Here is a 23,659-nt window from a genome sequence, read left to right as displayed (position 1 = left end):
ATCCGGTCGCGGGCGCAGGTGCGGGCCCGTTCCGTCGGCAGGCGCGGCTAGCGGCCGCGCCTATCCGGCGCTCCAGACACTGCAGGTGAATGCGCGTTGGCGGCTTGACGCACAGGCGGCGCTTGGCAGAAGGTGCGCCATCCCTGCCCAGTTGGTATGCCACATGCGCCATGTTCGCTTCCTCGTCCTTGCCTGCCTGCTCCTGCTGGGCGGCTGCGCCGCCAACGGTTCATGGGTGGAGTTGGCCGGCAGCCGCTATGCGGTGGAGCTGGCGCAGAACGATGCCGACCGTGCGCAAGGGTTGATGTTCCGCGATGCGATGGACGCCGATCGCGGCATGCTGTTCATTCACGACCGCCAGGAGCCGCTGGCGTACTGGATGAAGAACACCAAGATCGCACTGGACATCCTGTATTTCGATAATGAACGCCGGCTGGTGTCGCAGCAGCGCGACGTGCCTCCATGCTCGGCCGGGGATGCCTGCCCGCCCTACCCGAGCAAGCGCCCGGCACGTTATGTGCTGGAGCTCAATGCCGGCGAGGCGGCCAAGCTCAACCTGCAAGATGGCGCCACACTGACCTTCAGCCCGGACATCCCGACCCTCAAGTAATTCTCATCCGCAGGCGCGCTGTCAGGAAGTACCGGACTTGAACCCTGCGCCGCTTGCCGACACTCTTGGCAGCATGGTCGACATGCTCCCACTTCCCCATTGGACCGCGCTCGCCAGCCTGGACGACGATGCGGTGCCGTTGATGTCCACCGCGCTACTGATCGCGCGCGACGAATATCCGCAGCTGGATGCCGAGTTGTATGACACGCTGGTGCAGAGCCACGTCGAACATCTGCGCCGCGAGGTGGAGGCAATCGATCTATGGCCGTTGAAGATGGCCGCAGTCAATCGCTACCTGTTCGATGAATTGGGCTACTCGGGCAATCACGACGAGTACTACGACCCGCGCAACAGCTACCTCAACCAGGTATTCGAGCGCCGGCTGGGCAACCCGATCTCGCTGGCGATGGTGCAGATCGAAGTGGCGCGCCGGCTGGGCATTCCGCTGGCGGGGGTGTCGTTTCCCGGGCATTTTCTGGTGCGCCTGCCGGTGGACGATGGCGTGCTGGTGATGGACCCGTTCAACGGCGGCCGCCCGCTGGGTGTGGATGAACTACGCGAACGTGCACGCCCGCATCTGGGGGGCGAAATTCCCGACGATCGCGCGCTGGCGCAGATCCTGGATCCGGCACCACATCGCGCGATCCTGATCCGCATCCTGCGCAATCTGCACGGTGTGTATGCCGATGCCGAACAGTGGGACCGCGCCGCACGCAGCGCCGACCGCATCCTGAAGCTGGTGCCGGATCAGCCTGAAGCGCTGCGCGATCGCGGCATGGCGTATCTGCACCTGGGCCATCGCAATGGTGCCCGGCACGACCTGTCGCGCTATCTGCTGCTCAACCCGGGTGCGAAGGATGCGGCCAATCTGCACGAGCATCTGGTCGAGTTGAACAGTCAGCGCGCGCGGGCGCACTGACTGCTGCTAACAAGAAGGCGCAATACCCTTATCGAGGTTGACCCTGAGGAGAGCTGGGCACCTGATAAGAGGTTATATATTCACCGTTCGCACCATATATAACTTATATATTATAATTTGCATCACTTTAGACGACTTGTGCACTGCAAGGGCAGCTTGCCTGAGCTGTCATCGTCCCGTTTGGCTGCGCCATAGCGCTCTGTGCATTGGCTCCTATAGACAGCTGAGATGCTGCGCCCGGCACCAGGGATAGCACTGCCAACACATCAGCAACCAAAAATAATGAAGACTCTGGCAGCCATCGCGGGCCGCCCATGGAGGCTACGCTTGTTAAATTTGGCTTGCAACTTTCACAAATAAGACGCTCAATCAAAGGAGATTAATTCCATTACTCTCCAGAGATAAGATCAATAAGACTTTTTCAACAGTATTCCGTCAGTCGATCTCGACCATCTCGAAGTCGTCCTTGGTCACGCCGCAATCCGGGCAGGTCCAGGTCTCGGGAACGTCTTGCCAGCTGGTCCCTGGCGCGATGCCTTCTTCGGGGATGCCGTCGGCCTCGTGGTAGAGAAATCCGCAGACCACGCACATCCAGGTGCGGTAGGTGGTGGTGGATGTGTCGCTCATTGGATAATCGCGGTCACGCAACGGTGGGGCTGCATTGTCCCATCCCACCCACCGCTTCCGGAAGCGCTGCCATGCTCCAGCTGCAAGACGCCCGCGGCGTCTACCTGATCACCCCCGACGATGCCGATACGCAGCGCCTGCTTGCGCGTACCGCGCCGCTGTTGCCGTGCATCACCTGGCTGCAATACCGCAACAAGCACGCCGACGCCGCGCTACGGCTGCAGCAGGCGACCGCCCTGCGCGAGGCCTGCGCCGCCCACGGCGTGCCGCTGATCATCAACGACGATGCGCAGCTGGCAGCGCAGGTCGGCGCGCACGGCGTGCATCTGGGCGAAGACGATGGCGAGGTAGCGGCGGCACGCGCGCTGCTGGGGCCGCAGGCGATCATCGGGGTGTCATGCTACGACGAGATCGCTCGCGCCCGCGCCGCAGCTGCCGCAGGTGCCAGCTATGTGGCCTTCGGTGCGTTTTTCCCGACCACGACCAAGGTGACGACGCGTCGCGCCACGCCTGCGTTGCTACAGCAAGCTGGAAAACTGGGAGTGCCACGGGTGGCGATTGGCGGCATCGCGGCTGCGCAGGTGCCCGAGTTGGTTGCAGCAGGTGCCGAGTTGGTTGCAGTGGTTAGTGGCGTGTACGCCGCGCCGGACCCGCTCGCAGCAGTGCAGGCATATCGGGCCGGGTTTGCGCAGTAGCGCTGCTGGCAGACGACAGCGTTGCCCTCGACACGTGCTGTCCAAAACGCCAGACGCAAGACCATCAAGATTTCGAGTCGTAGCGATGTTTGATGCAGTCGGAAGCTCAGGTCAAAAGCTTGGTTAGTCGAGGGCGCGGTGCCCTCACCGCTCGCGGGACACGCCGTGAATCCGTCCATGGAGGCTCGGTGGCGGCATCCATGCCGCCACACGGTCCCGCAATCGGTGAGGACACCGCACCAGGACGTTGGTCGGTAGCCGGATCAAAAGCTGGCTGCCTCGCAAGTTGCGTAGGCTTGCTGGCATGGCTCGCAGAACACGCTAGCTGACGAACTAGAAGCACGTCATGCACTGCTTGCACCATGCACACCGACACTCTCGACTGGTCCTTGCCCGCCTACCGTCGCGGGACCTTACGCGGCATGGATGCCGCGTAAGAGCTTACAAGGACGTACTTGCAGCGTGTCCCGCGATGGTAGGCGGGCAAGGACCCTGCAGCCAAACCGCAGATCAACCGCTCTGCAAGTGATCTATCCGCATCATCCACCCCACCCAGGACAACCGAATGATCGAGTCGTCGCGTCGGATAGATGCAGGCAACAGCTCAGTGGGCCGAGGACGCGCTGCCCTCGCCGAACCAGAAGGTTGGTCGTGACCCGGTAAAAAAAGTCGCGCGGGTCGCGTGTCTTATCGCGCGTCTTATTCAGACGATTGAAGCTGGTTAGAGCCCCATCACCCCAGAAAAAGCAGCGACGCGTGGCATCACGCGTCGCTGCTGGTTGTGACTCCGTCGCCTAACGCAATTAGAAGTCGTAGCTCAACGTCACCCGGCCCGAGCGCGGTGCCTGGTAGGCCACGACCTGGTCCCACAGCGGGTTGGTGGTGTTGTCGGGCAGCTGCGAGAAAGGATAGATATTGGTCGCGGTCTGCTCGTTGGTGATGTTGAACACATCGAAGCGCACTGCCAGCTTGCCGTCGGCGAACGCCGGCTTGTAGGTCACCCCCATGTCGAGCTGGGCGATCCAGCCAAGCCGTCCCTGCGAGCCCGGAGGCGATGCACTGCCGGTGCCGGTTTCCGGGTTGTAGCAGTAGTGGTACGGCCCACCGGTGATCGCACTGCCGCCGTAGCCGGCCGGGTCGCGGCCGCTGTAGGTATCGCCGTAGTAGTTGCCCAGGCAGTTATGCGGCGCGCCCGAGATCAGGCTGAAGTTGGCCGAGGCGCCCCATTGCGGAGTGAACTGATAGAAGCCGAACAGCTTGAGCTGGTGGCGGTGATCGTTGGATTGATCGCCGTTGAAGTGCTCCATCAACGCCGCATGGTCCCAGCTCTGCGTCGTCGACACCGAGGCCTGGCCCTGGTAACTGCCCAGCGCACCGCCAGTACGCCACAGGTCCGAGCGCACCTGGCCTTCGGTGGTGCCGTAGCTATGCGACCAGACGTAGTTGACCTTGGCGTACCACTTGCCGTCGAACGGGCGCTCCAAGTTGAACTCCACCGCCGAGTAATTGCGCTTGAACTTGGGGAAGCCCGCCGCCTCACGGCTGACCGACACCTCATGGAACTGTCCGTCGGTGCCGATCACGCCCCAGGTATTGGTCTGGCCGGGATTGATCAGCGATGCACCGGCCACTTGCGAGAAGTCGATGGTCACGCCTTGCGCCGCAGCGGCGTCGATCAGCGCGGTGTTGGAGACGTCGTAGTTCTGGTCGTCGATGCCGGCATTGAGGCGGCGATGGGTACCGCGCACGCCCAGCACCCAGCCGGTGTCCAGTTGCTTGGTGAAGCCCAGGATCACTTCGTCCTGGTTCTCGCCTTCGATGTCCTTGACCACCGCGGTGCGCACATCGGCGATACGGCCGAAGCGCGAGTTGGCCGACACTGCCGAACCCAGCTGCTGCGCCAGGACCGGCGTGCCATCGGCGTTGATGCCGCTGTAGGTGAAGTAGGTATCGGTGGTGGTGGCCGGGGTGAACAGGCTCACTGCCGACAACGGCAGGCCCAGATAGTAACGACCGACGTTGCCGAACACCTTCAGGCTGGAATCGCCGTTGACGTCCCAACTGAAACCCAAACGCGGTGCCCAGGCGTTATCCACTTCGATGTAGGGATCGCCGAACGGGGTGTAGTTGGTGAACTCGTCCTTGCGCAGGCCGATGCTCAGCAGCACGTTGTCGGTGACCTGCCACTTGTCTTCGATGTAGTAGGCGCGTTGCTTGGCTTCGTAGGAATACAGGCTGGTGTTGATGTTGCGCACCACGTAATAGCCGCTCGATCCGTTGACAGGATCGACCAGACCGGGGCTCGGCGCACCGATGCCGCCGGCTTCGTTGGCCGACTGGCTGACCAGGCCGCCGGTCGCCAGCCCGTTGGGATCGTTGGTGCGGCCGTAGGTCCATGCATAGCCTGGGCCGGATAGCACCGAGCCGACATCGACACCTTCGGATTTCTGGTTGTCGATACCGAAGTTGAGCGTGTGGCGGCCGATACGCCATTCAAGATTCAGGCGCTGATTGTCTTTTTTGTACTCGCGATCCGGCGAGCTGACCGACGTGACCAACTGGTTGCCGATGCGCTGCGTACCACCGGTGTAGGCCGGGTTCTGCAAGGCGGCGCTATTGATGACCGGGCCACCTGCCGCGTCGTAGTTGAAGGGTGTCAGTTCATCGGGCGTGGTCATCTTGCCGTACAGCGCGGTCACGGTGAGGTTGTCGCCGATGTAGCCGGTGTACTTGCCGGTAAACAACGTCGGCCCGGTTTTCCAGGTGGACTCGTCGGTGAAGTAGCTGCCGCGCTCGCGGTCGACATAGTTGTAACGGTAGATGGAGCCGCTGGTTTCGGCCTCGTCGCTGGCACCGGTCACCTCGATCAGGTGATTGTCGGTGATGTTCCAGTCCACCTTTGCGTACCAGCGCTTCTGCTTGTAGTCGTAGTTGGTGAGGCCGCCGGTACGGCCATTGTCGGAATCGCGATTGGACGCCACCCGCACACCGTCCGAATCCACTTGTTCGGCAGCCAGGAAGAAAAACAGCTTGTCCTGAATGATCGGGCCACCGACATAGGCGCTATAAGTGGTCTGGCTGGCTTCGGCCGCGCTCTGCGGCTGATACAGCCCATTGGCGGCACGCGCGTAGCTGTAGGCGGCGTTGTTGACCGCACTGGTCTGGCTGTCCGGGCGCCAGTAAATATCGCGCTGGTTGGCCTTCAGACCGTTCGGCTCCCAGATGGTGGCGGCGCCGAACTTCCATTCGTTGGTGCCGCGCTTGCCGATCTGGTTGATCACACCGCCGTTGGAACGGCCGAACTGCGCGCCGTAGCCACCGGTGAAGATTTCCTGCTGGTCGATGGCCCCGTACGGCAAGGTCAGACCGCCCAGGTTGTTGCTGATCGCGGTAGTGTTGAAGCCGTTGAGGTAATAGGCGTTTTCGCTGGCGGCCGAACCGCCGAAGCTGGGCAGCGAGCCGCCGAGCGGGCCGTTGTCGAAGCCGCCGCTGTTGACCACCACGCCCGGCGCCAGCAGCGCGATGGCTTCGGCAGTGCGGCCCAGCGGCAGTTGCGCCAGCTGTTCGGCGGTGACCACGGTGCGGGTGTCCACGCTGCTGACGTCGATGCTGGCCAGGCTGGCGGCATTGACGGTGACGCTGTCCAGCGTCTGCACGCCGCTTGCCGACGCCGCAGCGAAGGACACATCGGTGTTGGCGCCGACGGTGATGGCGACATTTTCGCGGGTTTCCACCACCGCGCCATCGCGCTTGACCGTCACCTTGTAGGTGCCCAGCGGCAGATTGCCGGCGGTGTAGCGGCCGCGCGCATCCACCGGCACCTCGCGGGCGAAGCCGCTGTTGTTTTCCACCAGCACGCTGGTGCCGCTGCCCTGCCCCACGCTGCCGACGATGCTGCCGGTGGTGGACTGCGCCTGCGCGCTGCCGATTGCCACGACCAGCGCCAACGCCAAGGCACGCTTCTGGATACTACGGTTCATGCTTTCTCCCCAAGTCTGTCACTGTCGGCAAGGCGACTAGAAATTGAACGGCGCCAACGGCTACCGGAATCACACTCTGTGAAGATCTGCGGCAGGGCGCCAATAACTGCGGGCCATGACGTCATGCCCAAAGCCGCCGCATGCCCGACCATCGATCACGTCGCGCTTGATCATAGGCAGCCGCCCGGCCCTACCCGGGCGCTCCGACGGGTAGGCGGCCACCTGGTGGGTAGGCGCAGAGCCCCCCAGGCCTGACAATGGTCAACGCGGTGCCCGGCAACGGGCATCGACGTCCCCCCATCGGCACCACTCTCGGCACCACTCAAGGATCTGCGCGCATGAACCACTCCCGCTCCCACGCCCTCTTTACCCAGGCGCAGACCTTGCTGCCCGGCGGCGTCAACTCGCCGGTGCGTGCATTCAAGTCGGTCGGCGGCGAGCCGTTCTTCGTGGCGCGCGCCGATGGCCCGTATCTGTACGACGTGGACGACAACCGCTACATCGACTACGTGGGCTCATGGGGCCCGATGATCGCCGGTCATAACCACCCAGCGGTACGCGAGGCGGTGGAGCGTGCGATTCGGGACGGCCTGTCGTTCGGCGCGCCCTGCGCGGCCGAGGTCACCATGGCGCAGACCATCAATCGGCTGGTGCCCTCCTGCGAGATGGTGCGCATGGTCAACTCCGGCACCGAAGCCACGTTGTCGGCAGTGCGGCTGGCGCGCGGCGCCACCGGGCGTAACCGCATCATCAAGTTCGAAGGCTGTTACCACGGCCACGGCGACTCGTTCCTGGTCAAGGCCGGCAGCGGCATGCTGACCCTGGGCGTGCCGACCTCGCCGGGCGTGCCGGCCGGCCTGAGCGAACTGACCGCCACGCTCAGCTTCAACGACTTCGAAGGCGCCACCGCCATGTTCGACGAGATCGGCGCCGACGTGGCGGCGGTGATCATCGAACCGGTGGTGGGCAACGCCAACTGCATTCCGCCGCAGGCCGGCTATCTGCAGCACCTGCGCACGCTGTGCACGCGACATGGCGCGCTGCTGATCTTCGACGAGGTGATGACCGGCTTCCGCGTCGCGCTCGGCGGCGCGCAGGCGCACTACGGGGTAACACCGGACCTGAGCACCTTCGGCAAGATCATCGGTGGCGGCATGCCGGTGGGCGCCTATGGCGGCCGACGCGACTTGATGGAACAGATCGCTCCTGCCGGCCCGATCTACCAGGCCGGCACCTTGTCCGGCAATCCGGTCGCCATGGCGGCCGGCCTGGCAATGCTGGAGCTGGTGCAGGAGCCGGGCTTCCACGCGCGCCTGAGCGAGGCCACCAGTGTGCTGTGCGAAGGCCTGGAAGATGCCGCCCATGCCGCCGGCATCGCGGTCACCACCAACCAGGTCGGCGGCATGTTCGGGCTGTTCTTCACCGACGAGATCGTGGAGAGCTACGCGCAGGCCACCGCCTGCGACATCACCACCTTCAATCGCTTCTTCCACGCGATGCTGCAGCGGGGCGTGTATCTGGCGCCGTCGGCATACGAGGCCGGCTTCATGTCCAGCGCCCACGACGCATCGGTGATCGAAGCCACGCTGGCGGCAGCGCGCGAAGCGTTTGCGGAAGTGGCGCGCTGAAGCGCATTCATGCCCGTGCGCCGCAAGCCTGAATAGCACGGGCTAGCCACCGCAACGGCAACGTCTTGAACGCCGGCACTGCTGCAAACGCCGTTGGCGGTGCGGGCACCTGCCTCTGCGCAGGTGCGGCGGCCGGCAGGCAGGCAGAAGTGCCGCGTCCAGGACCGGCAGTTCATTCGCAGCCCGCCACGCACGCGCCAGGCGGACGCGACCTTTCCTTGATCTTGCGCACACCTCGCATCATCGATCGCGCCCAAGACAGCTGACAACGGCCATTAGGCTTTGCTTTTGTCTTGTCGCTGTCATACCTTTCTGTAAGGTGTCCACGGATGGGCATGGGTGGGGACCCTTCGAAGCAGCCGATCCGCCGTTGTCGCCGTCACGGCGACGCACTGGCCGTTGCCGCTGTTTCACTCCGTTGTGCAGCGTGTCGAGCCGACACGCTGTCGACGCTTTACACGGCCGCCCTCGCCTCATGCTCAAGCCTGTTGCGTTGCTCACCCCGCGCCCGTCACCGCCGCGCGAATCCGCCCTTCCCGATTGGCTGCTTGCCAGCAAGCTCGAGCCACCCTTGCCGCGTCCCGGTGTGGTGGTGCGCGAGGCGTTGCTGGCCGCGCTGGCTCAAGCACAGGCGCAGCCGCTCACCCTGCTGCTGGCGCCACCGGGCTTCGGCAAGACCACGCTGCTGGCGCAGTGGCATGCGCGGTTGCTTGCACGCGAACACGGCGCAGCGGCGTGGCTGTCGCTGGATGAAGAGGATGCGGACGCGGCGCGCTTCCTCGGCCATTTCGCACTGGCCATCCAGAACGCGGGCGCAGATCCCGCGCTCTGCGCGACGGTGCTGCACAACCGCGACCAGGACCCGCGCGAAGCGGTGACCGTGTTGATCCGCGCACTGCGTGCCGCGCCACGCCGCATCAGCGTGATTCTCGATGATTACGACCGGCTCGGCAGCGGCCTTGTCGACGAACTGGTGTTGCGTCTGATCGAACACAGTGGTGGGCAGCTGCATCTGCTGCTCGCCACCCGACGGGTGCCGGCGCTGCCGCTGGCGCGCCTGGATCTGCAGGCGCAACTCAGCCGCGTCGGCAGCGCGCAACTGGCGCTGGACGCGCACGAAGCGCAGGCATTGCTCGGGCCGCAGATACCGCCACCGGTGGTGGACGCATTGCTGCGCTACACCGAGGGCTGGCCGGTTGCGCTGCATCTGGCACGGCTGTGGCTGGAAGGCGGCGCGCAACGTCAGCAGGAAGTTGCCGCGCGGTTTTCCGGCCGCAGCGCGCAGATTGCGGCATATCTGGCCGAACAGGTGGTCAACGACCTGGATGCCGACACGCGCGACCTGCTGTTGCGTACCAGCCCGCTGGAGCGCGTCAACGCCTCGCTGGCCGATGCGGTGCGCCAGCGTACCGATAGCGGACGCCTGCTGGCGCGGCTGGAACATTTCCACGGGCTGCTGGTGCCGTTGGACGAGGAACGCGAGTGGTTTCGCTATCACCCGCTGTTTGCCGACTTCCTGCAGCAGCTGCTCGACCGCGAACATCCCGGCCAGGCCACGCAGCTGCATCAGCGCGCCGCACGCTGGTTCGGCGATCACCAGCATCTGGCCGAGGCGGTACGGCATGCCGCGCGTGGCGATTGTGGCGACCTGGCTGCCAGCTACATCGCCCGCGCAGGCACCTGGCAATTGTTATTGACCCACGGCACCCACGCAGTCCGCGCGCTGCTGCGCCACTTCGAACACCGCATCATCCGCGACACGCCAGCACTGAATCTCACCCAGGCGCACCTGCACATCAGGCTCGGCGAATTCAGTCACGCACGCGTGTTGCTGGAACGCTTTCGCGACTTTCCCGCTGCGCTGCGCGAGCCGTTGCAGCGCGACTACACCGTGGTGGTGGCGCTGCTGCGCGATCGTCTGGACGAAATCTGCGCCAATCCGCACGGCCTGACCCAGATCGCCGCGCAGGCAAGCGCACTGGACGAGGACGACCATCTGGGCCGCGGCATGCTGCTGTGCATCTGCGCCAACACGGCCATGGCACAGGGCGCCTTTGCGACTGCAGAACGCTATGCAGTCAATGCACGCGACGCGATGCATCGTGGCGGCAGCGATCTGGGCGCCAGCCAGGCACTGCTGTCGTTGGGCCAGAGCTTCTTCTATCGCGGCCGGCTCGGCGATGCCGAAACCTGTTACCAACAGGCATTGAACTGGTGCAGGCGCACGCCGCAGCTGGACCGCGTGCTGGAGGCCGCCGGCAACTGCCTGCTGGCACAGCTGCACTACGAACGCGGCCACCACGACGATGCCGCCGACCTGCTGCATCCGGCGCTGGAATTGCTGGAGCAACACGACGGCGGCATCGATGTGCTGGCAGCCGGCTACGACACGGCGCTGGGCCTGGAACGCCTACGCGATCACAGCGGGCGCAGCGCATTGGCGGTGCTCGAACACGTCGAGCAGATCGCCCATGGGCGCAAGCTGACACGGCTGTCGGAGCTGGCGGCGGCATGGCGCCTGATGCTGCTGCTGGAACATCCCGGCAATGCCGCCATCGATGTCCTGATCGCACGGACCGGTGGCGAATCCGGTTTGGCGCATACGCTACGTTCGCCGCATCGCTGGCGCGATCGTGCGGCGATGGGATTTGCGCTGGCCCGCTGGCATCGCCTGGCCGGACGCAGCAGCGCCGCGCTGACCATCCTGGGCCAGATCGAACAAGCCTGCCTCGCCAACGACAATCTGTGCCACCTCGCCCGCACCCGCGCGCGCATCGCCCTGGTGCTGCAGCAACGTGGCGAACTGCTCGCTGCGCTGCCGCATCTCTATAGCGCGCTGGAACATGTGGCGCTGACGCAGAGCTGGCAGGCAATTGTCGAACTCGGCCTACCCGCAAAGGCCATGCTGCGCTCGCTCCGCCAGCACGACCCGCACACCGTTGGCGGTACCACGCGTGCACTCACCATCCAGTCGCTGCTCGAACGCCTCAGCGGCGAAGATGAGCCAGCCAACGACATCTTCAGCGAACGCGAACTGGAAGTCCTCGCGCAACTGGCACGCGGCTACTCCAACAAACAGATCGCACGCTGCCTGCACCTATCGGAAAACACGGTCAAATTCCATCTGAAGAATCTGTACCGCAAGCTCGACGCGCGCAGCCGCGAAAGCGCGCTGGCGCAGGCGCTGCAGCGTGGGCTATTGCGTGCCGCGGATGCGCAGGACGGACCGGAACCGCCGTCACCGAACTGAACGCGCGCATCCCGTCCTCGAGACAGGAGATGCGCCCCTCTCAGTTGCGGTGCCAGCGATGGGCGCATCGCACGCCATCAACCAAAGCTCAGCGTGCCTTTCATCATCGCCCAGTGGCCGGGGAACGAGCAGAAGAACGTGTAGTCGCCGCCCTTGCTCAGCTTGCTGGTCGGAAAGCTCACGGTGGTGCTGTCGCCGCCGCCGATGACCTTGGTATGCGCGATCACCCGGGCATCGGCCTTGGGCAGATAACTGTCGGCGATGGTCGAGCGCACGCCGGCATTGGCGACCGCCTGGAAATCGGCAGACTTGGTTAGCACCCAGTTGTGGCCCATCACTGTGGCCGCCATCTTGCCGGAGTGCTTGAGTGTGAGGTCCACCTGCGTGCAGTCGGGTGCCAGTTTGATCGCGCTCTGGTCGAACTTCATCTGATCGTTGCCGGTGATGGTCACCGCACACGTCCGCGCCCATGCCGAAGGCGCCATCAGCACCAGGCCAACCACGGCAAACATCGAAAACAATTTCAAAGGAACACTCCTGCGATAAAGAATGCGCAACGCGCGGCGCGCCTGCCCGCACCGACGCGTGTGCACGTGCCGGTGCGATCAGGGTAACGCCTCACGCGTAACGGAAAAAAGCATCCATCGGATCATGCGCATCGGCCGTGGCTTCCGACAACGGCAACGGGCCGCGCTTGCCGGCCATCACCTGCACGAACGCCTGCTTGAAGCGCGCCATCTCCGCCTCGGTGCCCACCGTGATCCGCGACCAGGTCGGCCACACCGGCCAGCTACGACCGATGAACACGCCATGGGTGGCCATGTCGTCCTTGAATCCTGCGGCAGGGCGCTTTACATCGACCATGAAGCAGTTGCTCTCCGACGCGGTGCAGGCATAGCCCTGCTTGGCGAGAAAATCCATGACGTCCTTGCGCGTGGCGGCAGTGCGGGCGCGGCGCTGCGGCACCAGTGCCGGGTCGCGCAAGCTCGCCAGCCCGGCAGCGACTGCAGTCACCGGCAAGCTGTTGACGCTGTAGAACATGAGCTTGGCCAACAGGTCCGGGCGTGCGGCCGCATAGCCCAGACGCATGCCGGCCATGCCGTAGAGTTTGGAGAACGTGCGCAACACCACGACGTCCTCGCCTGCGGCAACCATGTCCACCACGCTGCGGGTGCTTTGCGCAAAGTGGATATAGGCCTCGTCCACCACCAGCACGCTTCCCTTGGGCTTGTGCGCCAGGGCGTAATCCAGATCCTTGCGGGCGGTCACCGAACCGGTGGGATTGTTGGGATTGCAGATGTAGATCACGCCGGGGCTGGCATCGGCCGCGCACATCGCCTGCACGTCGTGCGAGAAGTCCTTGCGCAGCGGCACCTTGATGAGCTTGGCGCCATTGCGGGTGGCGGCACGCCAGCCGGATTCGTAGGTGGGATCGGCGGTGACGAGCGCGGCACTGGGCGAGGTGAACGCCAGCATCGTGTAGTCCAGCGGTTCGGTGGAACCGGCATAGGCCATCAGATGATTCACCGGCAACTTGAGTTCGGCAGCCAGGGTATTCATCAGTTCCATCTGCACATCGCGCAGGTAACGCCCGCCTCGTGGCGCAATCTGCGCAATGGCCTGCAACGCAGCGGGCGACGGACCATCGGGAAATTCGTTGGAACCGATCATCACCGGCGACAACGCGCTTGCCGCTGTCGGCACGGCAGCGGCGGCACGCTCGGCCGCATTGGCCAGCAGCGGCAGGGCACTGGCGCCGGCAGCACCGGCAAACAGGGCGGAATCACGCAGAAACATGCGGCGCGAAAGAGCAGTTTTCATCACAACCTCCAACAGGACGGCAACGCCGATTCAAGGACGAACAGCGACCACTTCAATTTCCACCCGATACAGCGGATTGCCCAATGCAGCGATCTGGAACGCGGAACGCGCCGGCAGATTGGGCTGCTCCTTGGTGCCGAAGAACTGGCGATAGCCCTCCATGAACCCGTTGAAATCCATCTTGCCGCCCAGTGCCGGATCGCCGACCAGAAACACCTGCATCTTCACCACGTCTCCCATCCCCAAACCGATTGCAGCGAGTTGCTGCCTGACTTGATTCAACACGCTCACCGTCTGCGCCTTGGTGTCGCCATAGGCGGCAGCCGAGTCTTTCGGCGCGCTGGTATCCACCACGGCCGGCACCTTGCCGCTGACGTAGACGGTGGCCTTGCCGGCGGGAATCTCCACGGCGGCAGCGATGGGGAAATCGCTATTGGGAATCTTGTGACGGATCACCTCGGCAGCATGCGCGGCGGTCAGGCAGGCGGACCACAACATCGCGGCAGTGAGAACAGACGTCAGTGGACGAAACATGGCAACTCCTTGCATGAGTGGAAATCAGTGGCGCAGCAATTTGACGTCGTCAACGGTGACGGCATCGGCGTGATCGTTGCCGAAGTGGGTGCGCACGTAGCTCACCACCTCGGCCACCTGGCGGTCGTCGAGCATGTCGCCAAAGCCGGGCATGCCGGCATGCCCGTCGAGCACCATCATGGTCACATAGGGCGCGGCGGCCAGTTTGGGATTGCCGGCAAGCGCGGGATATTCGCCCGCACCGTGCGCACCGTTGCCGGCCGACATGTGACAGCCCTGGCAGATCGCCTGATAGACATCCTTGCCGGACGCCTTGGCAAAACCCTGCTGCGGAAACAGCTGCGTGGCATCGGAACTCTGCGCCTGCGCCTCGTACATCCCCGGTGGCAGCAGCAACCCTGCAAGCGCCACCACGAAAGCGGCGATGGCCCATCGTGACAACAGGCTCATGCGCGGGCTCCTCCGGCAAGTACCTTGCGATGCAGTCGGTCCACGACATCGTGCGCGGACAGAATCGCGCCTTCCTGCCAGGCCGGGATGTAGGACACATGCTCGCCTGCCAACGCCAGGCGGCCGTCGATCTGGCACAGCGGCGTGTAGTGCTCGGCACGTGCCTGCTCGCTCCACATGCCGAAGCAGCCATGCGTGAACGGCACGCGGTGCCAGCCGACCGAAACGCCGTTCTCGAATTCGCGTGGATATTGCGGATGCAATTGCGTGCCGTATTCGACCGCCTTGCGCACGCGCTGCTCCGGCGTCATCGAGGTGAACTGGTAGGCATCCAGCCCCCACACATAGGCGCCAAGCAGCACGCCTTTGCCTGGGCTGTGATAGTTGGTGCTGGGATAGCTGATCAAGGTGATCGGCAGATCGGTGTAGCTGATGCCGCCATAGATGGCTTCGTCCTCTTCCCAGAAGCGGCGCTTGAATTGCAGGCCCACCTTGACCGATGCCGCGTATGGCACCTGGCCGATCGCGGTGGTCATCGCGTCGCTGGCGGTCACCGGAATGCGGCTGAGCACCGACAAGGGAATCGTGCAGATGCACCAATCGGCACTGGCGGTGCGTTCCTCGCCGCCGCGTGCGGCGTCCTGCCAGGACACACGCACGCCGCTGCTGTCCTGGTCGATCTTGGTGACCTTGGCGTTGTAGGTGATGCTATCGCCGAGCTGGCGCGCGAACGCCTTGCCGATCTGATCCATGCCGCCCACCGGCTGAAACATGCTGGTCTGCATTTCGTAGTTGTTGCCTGCGGCCAGGGTGGTCCACAGCCGCGAACGCAGCACATCCTGCACGTTGAAAGGATCGGAAAATTCCGGCTTGCCCGATAGACCACCGCCGGGATAGCGCGCAAATCCGCGCCGTTCGCTGCTTTCCTTGCCTTTGACGTAGCCGAAGTTGTGGTCGAGTGCGCCCCAGTTGCGAAGCGATTCGAGCAAGATTTCCTGGTCTTGGCGACTGACGCTCTTGTCGAGTGCGTGTTGCTGCGTGCACTTGGCCAACAGCTCGGACACGTGCCCCTTGTAGTCGGCATCGATCGCGCGAAACCGTTGCGGCTTGCCGCCGAAGCCTTTCTGGCTATGCAGCAGCGCGTTGAAGTTGACCTGGTTGAACGCTTCCAGCGCCACGCCGAACTGCTTGCAGTAACTCAGCACCGCCTTGTGGTGATGCGGAATGCGCCACGGGCCGGGATTGAGATACAGCCCATCGTCGAACTGACAGTGCTGGGTCGCCCCGCCAAGCTCGGTATAGCGATCGCCGCCGCGCAGTGTCCAGTTACGGCCACCGGGGCGATCGTTGTATTCGAGCAATTGCACGCGATACCCGGCCTTGCGCAGCTCGAAGGCGGCAGCCATGCCGGCCAACCCGGCGCCCAGAATCAGCACCGAGGCGCCTTTCGGGTCGCCGTCCAGTTGCAACGGCCCCTTGAAGTTGGATTCGGCCGCCATGCCCAGGCTGCTCATCACCTGATACATCATTGCGCCGCCAGCGGTCATGCCGATGCGCGCCAGCAATTGTCGCCGTGTCATCGCCCCAGAGTGATTGCCTTGCATCAACGCGTTGTCCTTGCATGTCATGGATCAAGAGCGACTGACAAACTCGTATGCGGCCGGCAACGATGCCGGCCGCATCACCGCCTCAGAACTTGTAGGACAGGCTGGCGAACAGTTGGCGCGGTGCGACCAGCTGATAGGAGCCGGAGCTTTCGTTGGGGAATACCGCACCGATCGCATCGTCCTTGTCGAACAGGTTGTAGACCGACACCTGCAGCCGTCCACCGGCGAGAAAGCCGGTGTCATCGCCCTGATAGCCGACACTGCCATTGACGATGAAGGTGGCATCGACCTGATCGGTGTTGAGCGTGTCGCCGTAGCGTTTGCCGGTGTACTTGGTATCGAGGTTGGCGAAGAAATGCTCGCCTTCCCACCCGCCGTTGACGCTGAACATCACCTTGGGTGAATCCGGCACGTCGTTGCCTTTCACCTGCACCAGGTTGCCGCTGACCGGGCCGAAGTAGTTGTCCTGGAATTCGGATGTGTTCCAGGTCAGCGATGCCCCCAATCGCCAGCCCGGCGCCGGCTTCCACATGCCGGATAGTTCCGCGCCATAGGTCTGTACGTCGCCGACGTTGGCGTAGACGGTGGGCGCGACCACCAGCGGGTCCGGGTCGGTGAGGGCGATGATGCGGTTCGCGTAATCGATCTTGTAGGCCGCGAGATAACCGCTCCACTGCGTCGATTCGGCACGGATACCGATGTCGATATTGGTCGATTCTTCCGGCGCGATATCCGGATTGAACGCGCCCGAGGTCAGTGCCAGGCGCGGCGCGGAGCTGAAGTTTTCCGCGTAGTTGGCGAACACCTGCACACCGTCGGCGAGCTGGAAGCTGGCACCCACCTGCGGCTGGAACCAGTCGCTGTTCTTGATGGTGACATCGCGCCGCGCACCGACGTTGAAGTCATCGAGATTGGCGATGCCGTTGTAATCGCGTTTGACGTCCAGTCCCTTGGCGCCGAACTCCATGGTGAGCCGGTCATCGAGCAGGCGCAGCGTGTCCTTGATGTAGAGCTGCTTCACTTCGGTGGAGAAATGGTTGTCGTAGTAAATGACGACCGGCAAGGCGTTCTTGAGCAACCCGCCGGTGGCCGGGTCCAGGTTGTACAGCGGGCGCACCTGGTCGAAATCGTAGCTCTCGTACCACGCGCCGACTTCGAGCTTGTTGTGTTCGGTCTCCCACGACACCGCCGTGGTCGCACCATAGCGATCGCCGCCCAGGAGCTCTTCGCGCCGGGTCATCGCACCGACGCGGGTGACATTGCCGTTGGCATCGAGGATCTGCGGATCGTTGATGGCGATATCGGTGCGCCCGGGCGTACCGGCAATGGCGTCGTTGTACAGGCCAGTGGCCGTGCTCGGCGGGGTACCGCCGACGCCATAGCCATGCTTGTTTTCATAGTAGCCGGTGAAGGTGAAGCCGATCGCATCGTTGAACAGGAAGTCGCCGTGCAGGCTGAGCAGCGAATCGCGCCGGCCGTTCTGCCATTCGCTGTAATGCTCGGCGTCCACTTCCGGATTGCCGGTGATGCGTTCCTTGATATCCCACGACACCGAACCGTCGGAGTTGTACGACTGCACGTCGTAGTCCTTGCGGTTGTTGTAGATCCAGCCCAGGGTCAGGCTGCCGACGTCCCAGGCCTGGCGGATCCTGGCTTCGAAGTGGTCGCTCTTCTGCGTGGCCGGCTCCATGTCCCACACCCCGCCCTGCGTGCGCGATGCGGAAAGGTAGGCACTGGGGCCGCCCTCCCACCAATCCGGCGTATCCAGACGCACGAAGCTCCGCACCAGATCGTTGGAGCCGATGGTCTGGGTCGCGTTGCCGCTCCAGGTATCGCCGCCTCTGGGCGGCAGACTGGTGTAGCGGATCGCACCGCCCAGTGCGTGATAGGAGGGCTGGGTGACGTCGCCCGAGCCGGCCGACACGGTGACGTCGAGCAGATTTTCGCTGGACACATAACGCGTGATCGGCCCGCCTTCGCGGGTGTCGAAGGTTTCGATCGGAATGCCATCCAGCGTCACGCCGATCTGATTGGCGGAAAAGCCGCGAATGGTCATCGAGTCGCCGAATTCGTACAACCCGAATGGGTCGGTGGTCTGCACGTTCACGCCCGGCAGGCTCGCCAGTAACTGCTGCGGCGCCACGCCGGGCACCTGTGCCTGGATCTCGTCGGCGGAAATGGATGCCGTGGTGCGCGTGGAGCCGGTACCGACCACACTGACCGCATCCAGGGTACGCGCTTCCTGGGCCAGGCCTGGCAGGCTGTGCGCGCCAGCTAGCAACACGGCCATCGAGGTGAGCGTGCGGCGACGCGTGGCGGCGGTGAGAATGGCGGCGACCGAGACCGCCAGTTGATCGGTTTTGAAGCGCTTAGGCATGCAATCGACCCCTGGAGTGTACGTACTGAGTGATCGGCCCCCTCCCAGGACCGGCTGACACCGCTGATGCGGCGTGAAGCGACCATAACCAGCGCGGTTCCGCCGCATGCCTCATGCGGAGGGTGGGGTCTGCCTGGGTGGGTAGGTTTCTGCCGAATTCAAAACTATGAATAGGTAATAGCCCCACCCATCCGGACGCACCCGCTCCTACGAGCTCCCGCCCACTTGCCATGCCGCAGCGGATCGACAACGCTGCCGGGCCGCATCGCGAGCACACCTATGCCGCTTCCCTCGCCGTCCCTGCTGTTGCTCGACTTCGATGGCGTGCTCGCCAGCTACGCGCGGCCGCGGCGTCTGGCCGCACTCGCCACTGCAGCGGCATGCAGCTCCCAGCGCGTGCACCAGGTGCTGTTCGAACAGGGTCTGGAGCGCGCCTACGACACCGGCACGATCGACACGCAGGCCTATCTGGCGCAGTTGAGCGCGGGGCTGGGGCACCCGATCGATCGCGCTACCTGGATCGATACGCGCGTGGCCGCCTGCCGCGTCGACCCGGCGATCGTGGCGCAGGTGCTGGCGGTGTCGGCAACGACCGCGGTGGCGGTGCTCACCAACAATGGGCCACTGATGACCGAGGCGATCGAGCGGATCGTGCCGACACTGTTCCCGCGATTGAACGGCCGGGTATTGTGCAGCGGCGCGCTGGGCGGACGCAAACCCGATGTGCAGGTCTATCTGCGCGCGCTTGCGCAACTCGATGCGATTGCGTCGCGGACGTTGTTTATCGACGACCTGTTCGTCAACGTGCGCGGCGCACGCACGGCCGGACTGCATGCAGAGACGGTGCGCGATGCAGGTGGCTTGCGACGTGTGTTGAAGCGGTATGGGGTGGCGTGAGCGGCGGGAATCGGGAATCGGGAATCGGGAATCGGGAATCGAAAAGCATCGCAGGAGCGCGATCACCAGCGACGGCACACCTGACACGACCTGCAGCATTCAGCGCATCGGCATGCCCCTCTCCCGCCACTGCCCTGATCACCCGGCGGTGACCGATGCCCCCATCCGCCCTTCGGGCACCTTCCCCCGCATGCAGGGGAAGGCAAGACACGAAGAAGGCAAGACGCGGGGAAGACAAGCATCGATCGCCGCAGTCAAGCCCCTCTCCCGCTTGCGGGAGAGGGGTTGGGGTGAGGGCACGACCGACGTCCCTCAACTCGACAGAACGCGCCTGGGGAAGAACGATGCGGACATCCACTCTCTACAAAGCGCCGCCAGTCACTCGCGTCCAGGCTCCAACACTCCACGCAACTGCGTCGCCAGAGCGTCCAGCAGATCGCGCGATGCAGGCAACGGCACACCCTCCGGATAAAACCTCAACAACCCATCCCCATCCCGCCGTGGCTGCACATGCAGATGCACATGCGGCACTTCCTGCCCACCCGCCACGCCGTTGGACTGCCACAGGTTGCTGCCGGCCGGCGCCCAGCACTGCTGCATTGCGCACACCACGCGATGCGCAACACGCATCAACTGCGCAGCGCTGTCCTCGTCAAGATCGTGCAGTTGCGGCGCATGCACACGCGGCACCACCAGCACATGCCCCGGCACGGGCTGGCGCAGATCGACAAACGCGACGACCTGCACGTCTTCCCACACCACGCTGGCCGGCGCGGTGCCGGCCACGATGGCGTAGAACACGCAGGTATCGATCATTTCTGCGCGACGTACTCGGCGATCGCCAGATGCAGGCGCGCCAGGCCGTCGGCCAGTTCGGCATCGGTGAGATTGAGCGCCGGCACAAAGCGCAGCACATCCGGCCCGGCCTGCAACAGCAGCAAGCCGTGCTTGGCGGCCAGATCGAGGATCGCGCCCGCCTGACCGGCATGCGCCGGTGCCAGCACCGCGCCCAGCATCAGCCCGCGCCCACGAATCTGCGCGAACAGGCCGAACTCGGCGTTGAGCGCCTCCAGACCGGCGCTTAACGCCGCCGACTGCCGCGCCACGTTCTCGGCGATCTGCGGCGACGCCAGCTTGCGCAGCGCCACGCGCGCCACTGCTGCAGCCAGCGGATTGCCGCCGAAGGTGGTGCCATGCGCACCGAACTGCATGGTCTCTGCGACCTTGGGTCCAGCCAGCATCGCGCCGATCGGGAACCCGCCACCCAGCGCCTTGGCCAAGGTCACGATGTCCGGCGTCACCTGCTCCTGCCAATGCGCGAACAGTGTGCCGGTGCGGCCCATACCGCACTGGATCTCGTCCAGTACCAGCAAGGCATCGTGCTGGTCGCACAGCGCGCGCACGCGGGCGACAAAGCCCGGCGCGGCCGGCATCACGCCGCCCTCGCCCTGGATCGGCTCGAGCATCACCGCCGCCACATCGCCCGACGCCATCGCCGCTTCCAGCGCGGGCACATCGTTGAAATCCACGTAGCGGAACCCACCCGGCAGCGGCTCGTAACCTTCCTGGTACTTGGGCTGCGCGGTCGCGGTGATCGATGCCAGGGTGCGCCCGTGGAAGCTGCCACGGAAGGTCACGATGACGCGTTTGTCCGCCGGGCGGCCCTGATTGCTGGCCCATTTACGGACCAGCTTGATTGCCGCTTCGTTGGCCTCGGTGCCGGAGTTGCACAGAAACACCTTGTGCGCAAAACGCGAGGCGGTCACCAATTCTTCGGCCAGTCGCAGCGGCGGCGCGCTGTAGAACACGTTGCTGGTGTGCCACAGCTTGCCGGCCTGCTCGGTGAGGGCAGCCATCAGATCCGCATCGTTATGGCCCAGCCCGCTGACCGCGATACCGGCAGACAGATCCAGATACTCGCGGCCCTGATCGTCCCACACGCGACTGCCCTGTCCACGCTCCAGCACCACCTGGCGCGGGCGGTACACCGGCAGGTAGTAATGCGCGAGGGACAGGGGCGAATCGGCAGCGGTGCTCATGGTGGTGGGTCGCAGAAGCGGAGGGAGAACCGGCATTCTCGCGCATTCGCCGGCCTGCGGCACAATGCACGCATGCGCCCTTTCTCCGATCCCCAGCTCACGCCCGCCACCGCCGACGGCTGGCGCCGGCAGTGGTTCGACATCATCTACCGGCACGACACCCGCCCGTCGCGTAATTTCGACCTGATGCTGGTGGTGGCGATCCTCACCAGCGTGGTGGTGATCATGATCGACAGCGTGCCGCGCATCCATGCGCATTCGGCGCATTGGCTGGTGCCGCTGGAATGGGCGTTCACGGTGCTGTTCACCATCGAATACGCATTGCGCCTGGCGGTGGTGCGACGCCCGCTGCACTACGCGCTCAGCGCATGGGGTGTGATCGACCTGCTGTCGATCCTGCCGAGTTACCTGTCGTTCTTCGTGCCCGGTGCGCAAACGCTGCTGGTGGTGCGCGTGCTACGCATCCTGCGCCTGTTCCGCATCCTCAAGCTCACCCGCTATATCGAAGAAAGCGGGCAACTGGGGGACGCGCTATGGCGTAGCCGGCGCAAGGTGCTGGTATTCCTGTTCACCGTGCTCACCATCACCGTGATCGCCGGCGCGACGATGTACGTCATCGAAGGTCCGCAACACGGCTTCACCAGCATCCCGACCAGCATGTACTGGGCCATCGTCACCATGGCCACCGTTGGTTTCGGCGACCTGGTACCGCAGACCACGCTTGGCCGCTTCGTCACCTCTGCCTTGATCCTGACCGGCTACAGCATCATCGCCGTGCCCACCGGGATCTACACCGCCGAACTGGCCAGCACGCTGCGCGAAGGCGGCCACACCGGCAAGCGCGATGCGCGCAATTGTCCACGTTGCGGACTGGAAGGCCACACACCCGATGCACGCTACTGCCGGCAGTGCGCCGAGCCGCTGACGGATATCTCCAACGGCTGACGCGGTGCTACGTACTTCGGGGCAAGGTAAAAAACTACTTCCCCAGCGATTAGGTGGCGGCAGCTGGAGTTGCAGTTCCCATCGGCACACGGCCAAGCTGGTAGGCGCGGTGCCCTCGCCGCTTGCGGGGCCCTTGGCGGCATGGATACCGCCATGGAGCGTCCACGGACGGATTCACGGCGTGTCGCGCGAGCGGTGAGGGCATCGCGCCCTCAACCGACTCGGCTTTTGACGGCATCTAAATGCAGCGACTACTCGAAATAGCCGCGCGTTGGAACTTGCACGGTTATCTGCTCGATGCGCTTACACAACGCGACAGAGATGCGTGCACAGCATCAATGCGACATGCGGTTGCTCATTTCGATCAGGTCGTTGTAGCTGGCCAGCACCGCCTGGCGCGTGCCACTCGGCGGGATCGAGCCGCTGTCCAACAGCATCTGCTCGCTCTTGTTCACCGGTGTCTTGGTGCGGATACGCTCGAGCAGGCGCCCCGACTCGCGTGCGAGCTTGTCGGCGGAACGTTCCATGTGACCCCACATCGCATCGCCCTGGCCGACCTTGGCTTTCTGCGCTTCCTCCAGAATGCCCTGGTAGCGCGTCAGCTGGGTCTGCGCTGCGGCTAGATCCGGCGCATCGTGATCGAGCACCTGCACCAACTGCTTGCCCTCGCCGATGATCTTCAATTGGTACCAGGATGCGTTACGCCCTTCTTCCTTTTCGATCGCATCGATCTGCGCCTGGCGCCGGGTATCTTCGTTGTGTTCCAGCGCAGTATTCATCGCTTCGCTGGCTTCGAAGAACGCGTCGTACGCCTGCATCAGCGGCGCATGCAGCGCCTTCATGCCCTTGCCGTCGTCGCGCAGATAATCCTCGCGGTCGTAGTAGCGCACCGCCTCCCCAATACGCTCGTTGAGCGCTGTGAAGCGTTGCTGGTAGGTCTTTGCCACCGGATCGAGCTCGGCGTTGGCCGGGGTCTGTGCCAATGCTGCAGTCATCGGCGCACCGCATGCCTCCACGTGATGGGACAGCACCGTGCCCGGCGCATGGATGTTGGTTTCCTTGCCGGTCGGGCCGGCCTTGGGATCCTGCATCCACTCGATGTATTGCTGGTAGCTTTCATGGATCGGCTGCTCGACGCCGTTGAAACAGGCGATATACGCATTGATCTTGTCGGCGCCTTCGACCGCTCCGGCGGGCGCATCTTTCTGGCAGCCGGCAAGCAGCGCGGCAAAAGCGATCGCCGCAGTCAGCGGCGCATAACGAAGGGGACGGGTCATGTC

General features: G+C 64.3%; 18 protein-coding genes. 7 read left to right on the top strand and 11 right to left on the bottom strand.

Annotation, left to right across the window (positions count from 1 at the left end; all coding sequences use genetic code 11):
• The first annotated feature begins 163 nt into the window (after window positions 1–163).
• Both GGR61_RS03605 and GGR61_RS03600 read left to right on the top strand, forming a co-directional pair.
• Complete coding sequence (locus GGR61_RS03605) at window positions 164–610, top strand: DUF192 domain-containing protein (protein ID WP_184407577.1); 447 nt, start codon at window positions 164–166, stop codon at window positions 608–610.
• A gap of 37 nt (window positions 611–647) precedes the next feature.
• Entirely contained in the window at window positions 648–1,529 is an 882-nt protein-coding gene (locus GGR61_RS03600; RefSeq protein WP_184407578.1) for a SirB1 family protein, read from the top strand.
• A 435-nt stretch (window positions 1,530–1,964) separates the two neighbouring features.
• Here GGR61_RS03600 and GGR61_RS03595 read toward each other — a convergent pair whose 3' ends face one another.
• On the bottom strand, window positions 1,965–2,204 hold the full coding sequence (locus tag GGR61_RS03595) for a rubredoxin (RefSeq protein WP_184620456.1): 240 nt from the start codon (window positions 2,202–2,204) through the stop codon (window positions 1,965–1,967).
• Window positions 2,205–2,227: 23 nt separating this feature from the next.
• Between GGR61_RS03595 and thiE the strand changes: the two genes are divergently transcribed.
• A complete protein-coding gene (gene thiE, locus GGR61_RS03590) occupies window positions 2,228–2,851 on the top strand; it encodes a thiamine phosphate synthase (RefSeq protein ID WP_260286838.1) in 624 nt (207 codons plus the stop codon).
• Between the two features lie 803 nt (window positions 2,852–3,654).
• On the opposite strand, the gene GGR61_RS03585 is transcribed toward thiE, so the two are convergent.
• Window positions 3,655–6,831 (bottom strand): TonB-dependent receptor plug domain-containing protein, encoded by a 3,177-nt coding sequence (locus GGR61_RS03585; protein ID WP_184620454.1) that lies wholly within the window; start codon window positions 6,829–6,831, stop codon window positions 3,655–3,657.
• A 338-nt stretch (window positions 6,832–7,169) separates the two neighbouring features.
• Between GGR61_RS03585 and hemL the strand changes: the two genes are divergently transcribed.
• Both hemL and GGR61_RS03575 read left to right on the top strand, forming a co-directional pair.
• Window positions 7,170–8,459, top strand: coding sequence for a glutamate-1-semialdehyde 2,1-aminomutase (gene hemL, locus GGR61_RS03580; RefSeq protein WP_184620453.1), 1,290 nt, complete (start codon window positions 7,170–7,172; stop codon window positions 8,457–8,459).
• A 475-nt stretch (window positions 8,460–8,934) separates the two neighbouring features.
• Window positions 8,935–11,709: a LuxR C-terminal-related transcriptional regulator gene (locus tag GGR61_RS03575; protein WP_184620452.1), complete on the top strand. Its 2,775-nt coding sequence runs from the start codon at window positions 8,935–8,937 to the stop codon at window positions 11,707–11,709.
• Window positions 11,710–11,786: 77 nt separating this feature from the next.
• On the opposite strand, the gene azu is transcribed toward GGR61_RS03575, so the two are convergent.
• The 6 genes from azu to GGR61_RS03545 form a co-directional block, all read right to left on the bottom strand.
• The gene (azu, locus tag GGR61_RS03570; RefSeq protein WP_184620451.1) at window positions 11,787–12,236 is read right to left on the bottom strand and encodes an azurin; all 450 of its coding nucleotides are present in this window, start codon (window positions 12,234–12,236) and stop codon (window positions 11,787–11,789) included.
• Window positions 12,237–12,327: 91 nt separating this feature from the next.
• Window positions 12,328–13,530 (bottom strand): pyridoxal phosphate-dependent aminotransferase, encoded by a 1,203-nt coding sequence (locus tag GGR61_RS03565; RefSeq protein WP_184620450.1) that lies wholly within the window; start codon window positions 13,528–13,530, stop codon window positions 12,328–12,330.
• Between the two features lie 30 nt (window positions 13,531–13,560).
• The gene (locus GGR61_RS03560) at window positions 13,561–14,064 is read right to left on the bottom strand and encodes a RidA family protein (protein WP_184620449.1); all 504 of its coding nucleotides are present in this window, start codon (window positions 14,062–14,064) and stop codon (window positions 13,561–13,563) included.
• Between the two features lie 24 nt (window positions 14,065–14,088).
• The gene (locus GGR61_RS03555; RefSeq protein WP_184620448.1) at window positions 14,089–14,514 is read right to left on the bottom strand and encodes a cytochrome c; all 426 of its coding nucleotides are present in this window, start codon (window positions 14,512–14,514) and stop codon (window positions 14,089–14,091) included.
• Entirely contained in the window at window positions 14,511–16,118 is a 1,608-nt protein-coding gene (locus GGR61_RS03550; protein WP_184620447.1) for a flavin monoamine oxidase family protein, read from the bottom strand. The genes GGR61_RS03555 and GGR61_RS03550 overlap by 4 nt, the downstream gene beginning before the upstream one ends.
• An 85-nt stretch (window positions 16,119–16,203) precedes the next feature.
• Window positions 16,204–18,498, bottom strand: coding sequence for a TonB-dependent receptor (locus GGR61_RS03545; protein WP_184620446.1), 2,295 nt, complete (start codon window positions 18,496–18,498; stop codon window positions 16,204–16,206).
• Between the two features lie 279 nt (window positions 18,499–18,777).
• On the opposite strand from GGR61_RS03545, the gene GGR61_RS03540 reads away from it, so the two are divergent.
• Window positions 18,778–19,395, top strand: a complete 618-nt coding sequence (locus GGR61_RS03540) for an HAD-IA family hydrolase (protein WP_184620445.1) — start codon at window positions 18,778–18,780, stop codon at window positions 19,393–19,395.
• 378 nt (window positions 19,396–19,773) lie between these two features.
• On the opposite strand, the gene GGR61_RS03535 is transcribed toward GGR61_RS03540, so the two are convergent.
• Window positions 19,774–20,211 (bottom strand): HIT domain-containing protein, encoded by a 438-nt coding sequence (locus GGR61_RS03535; protein ID WP_221237247.1) that lies wholly within the window; start codon window positions 20,209–20,211, stop codon window positions 19,774–19,776.
• Entirely contained in the window at window positions 20,208–21,434 is a 1,227-nt protein-coding gene (locus tag GGR61_RS03530; RefSeq protein ID WP_184407592.1) for an acetylornithine transaminase, read from the bottom strand. Before GGR61_RS03530 ends, GGR61_RS03535 begins: the two co-directional genes overlap by 4 nt.
• 72 nt (window positions 21,435–21,506) lie before the next feature.
• Here GGR61_RS03530 and GGR61_RS03525 point away from each other — a divergent pair, with 72 nt between their 5' ends.
• Window positions 21,507–22,379, top strand: coding sequence for an ion transporter (locus tag GGR61_RS03525; RefSeq protein ID WP_184620444.1), 873 nt, complete (start codon window positions 21,507–21,509; stop codon window positions 22,377–22,379).
• Between the two features lie 335 nt (window positions 22,380–22,714).
• On the opposite strand, the gene GGR61_RS03520 is transcribed toward GGR61_RS03525, so the two are convergent.
• Entirely contained in the window at window positions 22,715–23,656 is a 942-nt protein-coding gene (locus tag GGR61_RS03520) for a YiiG family protein (RefSeq protein ID WP_260286835.1), read from the bottom strand.
• Window positions 23,657–23,659: the final 3 nt, after the last annotated feature.

The sequence above is a fragment of the Xanthomonas sp. 3058 genome (genome assembly GCF_014199765.1).
GTDB lineage: Bacteria > Pseudomonadota > Gammaproteobacteria > Xanthomonadales > Xanthomonadaceae > Xanthomonas > Xanthomonas campestris_B.
This window is presented reverse-complemented; position numbering and strand designations above follow the sequence as displayed.

Coding starts and splice junctions, on each gene's coding strand:
- GGR61_RS03605 (WP_184407577.1), top strand. CDS start 164: ATGCGCCATGTTCGCTTCCTCGTCCTTGCCTGCCTGCTCCTGCTGGGC.
- thiE (WP_260286838.1), top strand. CDS start 2,228: ATGCTCCAGCTGCAAGACGCCCGCGGCGTCTACCTGATCACCCCCGAC.
- GGR61_RS03585 (WP_184620454.1), bottom strand. CDS start 6,831: ATGAACCGTAGTATCCAGAAGCGTGCCTTGGCGTTGGCGCTGGTCGTG.
- hemL (WP_184620453.1), top strand. CDS start 7,170: ATGAACCACTCCCGCTCCCACGCCCTCTTTACCCAGGCGCAGACCTTG.
- GGR61_RS03575 (WP_184620452.1), top strand. CDS start 8,935: ATGCTCAAGCCTGTTGCGTTGCTCACCCCGCGCCCGTCACCGCCGCGC.
- GGR61_RS03565 (WP_184620450.1), bottom strand. CDS start 13,530: ATGAAAACTGCTCTTTCGCGCCGCATGTTTCTGCGTGATTCCGCCCTG.
- GGR61_RS03560 (WP_184620449.1), bottom strand. CDS start 14,064: ATGTTTCGTCCACTGACGTCTGTTCTCACTGCCGCGATGTTGTGGTCC.
- GGR61_RS03555 (WP_184620448.1), bottom strand. CDS start 14,514: ATGAGCCTGTTGTCACGATGGGCCATCGCCGCTTTCGTGGTGGCGCTT.
- GGR61_RS03550 (WP_184620447.1), bottom strand. CDS start 16,118: ATGCAAGGCAATCACTCTGGGGCGATGACACGGCGACAATTGCTGGCG.
- GGR61_RS03545 (WP_184620446.1), bottom strand. CDS start 18,498: ATGCCTAAGCGCTTCAAAACCGATCAACTGGCGGTCTCGGTCGCCGCC.
- GGR61_RS03540 (WP_184620445.1), top strand. CDS start 18,778: ATGCCGCTTCCCTCGCCGTCCCTGCTGTTGCTCGACTTCGATGGCGTG.
- GGR61_RS03535 (WP_221237247.1), bottom strand. CDS start 20,211: ATGATCGATACCTGCGTGTTCTACGCCATCGTGGCCGGCACCGCGCCG.
- GGR61_RS03530 (WP_184407592.1), bottom strand. CDS start 21,434: ATGAGCACCGCTGCCGATTCGCCCCTGTCCCTCGCGCATTACTACCTG.
- GGR61_RS03525 (WP_184620444.1), top strand. CDS start 21,507: ATGCGCCCTTTCTCCGATCCCCAGCTCACGCCCGCCACCGCCGACGGC.
- GGR61_RS03520 (WP_260286835.1), bottom strand. CDS start 23,656: ATGACCCGTCCCCTTCGTTATGCGCCGCTGACTGCGGCGATCGCTTTT.